Genomic DNA, 3,626 nt, shown 5'->3' on the forward strand with positions numbered 1-3,626 from the left:
CGGAGCCGGCATGGCCGGCCGCGCTCGGCAATCCGGCCTGCTTCCCGGCCGGCCATGCCGGCTCCGGCTACGCCTGGGTGGCGCTGTTCTTTTTCATGCGTGAAGTGCGTCCGCAGTGGCGCTGGCCGGCCCTGCTGACGGCGCTGGCGGTCGGGGCTATATTCGGCGTGGCCCAGCAGCTGCGCGGTGCGCACTTCCTGTCCCATGACCTGTGGTCACTGGCGATCAGCTGGGCCGTTGCCTCGACGCTGTACCTGCTGCTGTTCGCCCCTGCCGTCGCTCCATCCGCCTCACCCGCACCGGTCAGCGTCCTGGAGGAAGCCGCATGAGCACTGCCGTTCCTGTTGCCCGCACGTCGCGCCTGTCCTGGCGCCAGCTGCGCAGCTGGCGTCCGCAAATCAGCACCGAAATCCTGATCCTGCTCAGCAGCGCGTTCTTTGCGCTGGTCTGCAACGGGCTTTTCTGGCGCAGCGCGATGGCCACCAACCCCGGCAATGTGCTGCTCGCGGTCTCGCTGTTCGCCTTGCTGCTCAGTGTGCATGCGCTGCTGCTGGGCCTGCTGGTGTGGCGCTGGAACGCCAAGGTGCTGCTGACCGTGTTGTTCGTCACCACCGCCTTCGCCACGCATTACATGAACAGCTACAACGTCTATCTGGACGCGGACATGCTGCGCAACGTGCTGGCCACCGACCACAAGGAATCGCGCGAGCTGATGACCCCGGCGCTGATCCTGCCGCTGCTCGGCTACGCGCTGCTGCCGACCCTGCTGCTGTGGCGGGTGCGGCTGCGCAAGCGCAGCTGGGGCAAGACGCTGCTGTGGCGGGTGCTGCTGCTGGCCGGCGTGATGCTCATTGGCGGTGGCGGCGCGATGGCCTCGTTCCAGGACCTCTCGGCACTGATGCGCAACCATCGCGAAGTGCGTTATCTGGCCACGCCGGTCAATTACCTGATCGCGCTCAAGCAGAACCTGGCCACCGCCAGCCCGATCAAGCGGCAGCCCAAACTGCCGCTGGGCACCGATGCCAAGGCCACGCCGCGCGCGGCCGGCAGCAAGCCGCGCCTGCTGGTGCTGGTAGTGGGCGAAACCGTGCGCGCGCAGAACTGGGGCCTGAACGGCTACGCCCGCCAGACCACACCGGAGCTGGCGCAGACCGGCGCGATCAACTTCCCGGACATGCATGCCTGCGGCACCAGCACCGAAGTCTCGCTGCCGTGCATGTTCTCCCCGTTCGGCCGCCGCAACTACGACGAGAAGCAGATCCGCGGCAACCAGTCGCTGCTGCACGTGCTCGAGCACGCCGGCATCGCCACGCTGTGGCGCGACAACCAGTCCGGCTGCAAGGGGGTGTGCGAGGGACTGCAGACCCAGCACCTGGACGATGCCACCACGCCCGGCCTGTGCGCCGATGGCCGCTGCATGGACGAGATCCTGATTGACGATCTGGCCGCGCAGGTGCGCGCCAAACCCGGTGACCGGGTGGTGGTGCTGCACCAGCTGGGCAACCACGGCCCCAGCTACTTCCAGCGCTACCCGGCGCAGTTCCGCCAGTTCGTGCCCACCTGCGATACCGCCGACCTGGGCCAGTGCAGCCGCGAGCAGATCGTCAACAGCTACGACAACTCGATCCGCTACACCGACCACTTCCTCAGCCGCACCATCGCCGCGCTGCGCGGTATCGAGGACTACGACACGGCGATGATCTACCTGTCCGACCACGGCGAATCGCTCGGCGAGAAAGGCCTCTACCTGCACGGCATGCCCTACGCCATCGCCCCGGAAGAGCAGACACGGGTGCCGATGCTGATGTGGTTCTCGCCCGGCTTCGCCGCCGATCGCGGCATCGACCTGGCCTGCCTGCGCGAGCGGGCCGCACAGCGCGCCGACCACGACAACCTGTTCCCCTCGGTGCTGGGCCTGATGCAGGTCAAAACGGCGGTGTACGACCGCGCGCAGGACGTGTTCGCCGGCTGCAGCAGCTGAGTACCGGCATCTGGCGGAGAGCCCTATGGCCACCTTCCCGCACTGGCTGCCCTGGGCGCTGCTGTCGGCGGTGTTCGCCGCGCTCACCGCGATTTTCGCCAAGCTCGGCCTGCAGGGCATCGATCCGGATCTGGCGCTGCTGCTGCGCACCGCGATCATCGTCGTGGTGCTGGCGATGTTCGTGACCGCCACCGGCAAATGGCACAACCCGCTGCAACTGCCCGCCACCACCGTCGGCTGGCTGGCGGTGTCGGCGCTGGCCACCGGCGCCTCGTGGCTGTGCTATTTCCGCGCCCTGCAACGCGGTCCGGCCGCGCAGGTGGCGCCAGTGGACAAGCTCAGCGTGGTGCTGGTGGCGCTGTTCGCGGCGGCCTTCCTGCACGAGCGGCTGGCGTGGCGGGAATGGCTGGGCGTGGCGATGATCGGCGGTGGCGTGCTGCTGATGGCGATCAGGCGCTGACCTTTGTCCACTTGCGGCGCTGACGCGGCCGCTCTACCTTCGCCGGACTTGAAATCACTCCGGGGATCACCGTGAAGAATCGTCATCTGGTATTGGCCGCCGCGGTTGGCGTGGCCGTGCTCTCGCTGGCCGCCTGCAAGAAGGACGCCGCGCCCGACGCCGCCGCGCCGGCCGCCAGCGCCGCCGCCCCGGCCGAAAGCGCCGACCAGTTCATCGCCCGCGTGAATGCCGAATACAAGGCCATGTACCCGGAGATGACCTCGGCGCAGTGGCTGTCCTCCACCTATATCAATGACGATTCGGCGCGTGTGGCCGCCAAGGCCAACGAGCGCTGGCTGACCACGCTCAACGGCTGGATCGAGCAAGCCAACCAGTACGAAGGCCAGCCGATGAGCGCCGACACCAGGCGCGCCATCAGCCTGCTCAAGCTGATGACCGCCATGCCCGCCCCGCGCGATCCGGCCAAGCTGGCCGAGCTGGCCGGCATCGCCACCAAGCTGGAAGGCGACTACGGCGCCGGCACCTACTGCGTGGGCGAAGGCGATGCCAGGAACTGCCGCCAGCTCGGCGACCTGGAGAAGGTGCTGGCCACCTCGCGCGACTACAACCAGCAGCTCGACGCCTGGCAGGGCTGGCACTCCACCGCCGTGCCCTCGCGCGCCAGCTACCAGCGTTTCGTCGAACTGGTCAACGAAGGCGCCCGCGAGCTGGGCTACAGCGACGCCGGCCAGATGTGGCGCAGCGGCTATGACATGCCGGCCGAGCAGGTTGGCCCGGAAACCGACCGCCTGTGGGAACAGGTCAAGCCGCTGTACGAGCAGGTCCACTGCTACACCCGCGCCAAGCTGGACAAGGAATACGGCAAGGACAAGGCCGAAGTGGGCGGCGGCATGATCGCCGCGCACCTGACCGGCAACATGTGGCAGCAGGACTGGAGCAACCTGTGGGACATGACCGCGCCTTACCCGAATGCCGGCAGTCTGGACATCACCGCCGCGCTGGAAAAGCAGTACCAGGGCAACCTGAGCGCGGCGGTGATGTCCAGACTGCCGGCATTCGGGTAAGGCGCGGTCATGTCCCACAGGTTGCTCCAGTCCTGCTGCCACATGTTGCCGGTCAGGTGCGCGGCGATCATGCCGACGCCCACCTCGGCCTTGTTCTTGCCGTATTGCTTGTACAGCTTGG

4 protein-coding genes and 1 pseudogene are annotated in these 3,626 nt (G+C 67.7%); 4 read left to right on the plus strand and 1 reads right to left on the minus strand.

What is annotated here, in order from left to right; translation table 11 throughout:
• The 4 genes and pseudogenes from ARC78_RS15255 to ARC78_RS15270 all read left to right on the plus strand — a co-directional run.
• Positions 1–329: phosphatase PAP2 family protein (locus ARC78_RS15255; protein WP_338062236.1), on the plus strand; the 329-nt coding region annotated here is incomplete at its 5' end.
• On the plus strand, positions 326–1,981 hold the full coding sequence (locus ARC78_RS15260) for a phosphoethanolamine transferase (RefSeq protein WP_054660398.1): 1,656 nt from the start codon (positions 326–328) through the stop codon (positions 1,979–1,981). The genes ARC78_RS15255 and ARC78_RS15260, both read left to right, overlap by 4 nt.
• A gap of 25 nt (positions 1,982–2,006) precedes the next feature.
• Positions 2,007–2,441 carry an EamA family transporter gene (locus ARC78_RS15265; RefSeq protein WP_054660400.1) on the plus strand — a complete coding sequence of 145 codons (435 nt, stop codon included), beginning with the start codon at positions 2,007–2,009 and terminating at the stop codon, positions 2,439–2,441.
• A gap of 71 nt (positions 2,442–2,512) precedes the next feature.
• Positions 2,513–3,478, plus strand: a pseudogene (locus ARC78_RS15270) (M2 family metallopeptidase); the annotation flags it as partial.
• Here the strand turns inward: ARC78_RS15270 and ARC78_RS17155 are convergent.
• Positions 3,403–3,576: a M2 family metallopeptidase gene (locus tag ARC78_RS17155; RefSeq protein WP_425480573.1), complete on the minus strand. Its 174-nt coding sequence runs from the start codon at positions 3,574–3,576 to the stop codon at positions 3,403–3,405. The pseudogene ARC78_RS15270 and the gene ARC78_RS17155 overlap by 76 nt on opposite strands.
• Positions 3,577–3,626: the final 50 nt, after the last annotated feature.

The sequence above is a fragment of the Stenotrophomonas pictorum JCM 9942 genome, assembly GCF_001431585.1.
GTDB classification, from domain to species: Bacteria; Pseudomonadota; Gammaproteobacteria; order Xanthomonadales; family Xanthomonadaceae; genus Stenotrophomonas; species Stenotrophomonas pictorum.

Coding starts and splice junctions, on each gene's coding strand:
- ARC78_RS15260 (WP_054660398.1), top strand. CDS start 326: ATGAGCACTGCCGTTCCTGTTGCCCGCACGTCGCGCCTGTCCTGGCGC.
- ARC78_RS15265 (WP_054660400.1), top strand. CDS start 2,007: ATGGCCACCTTCCCGCACTGGCTGCCCTGGGCGCTGCTGTCGGCGGTG.
- ARC78_RS17155 (WP_425480573.1), bottom strand. CDS start 3,576: ATGATCGCCGCGCACCTGACCGGCAACATGTGGCAGCAGGACTGGAGC.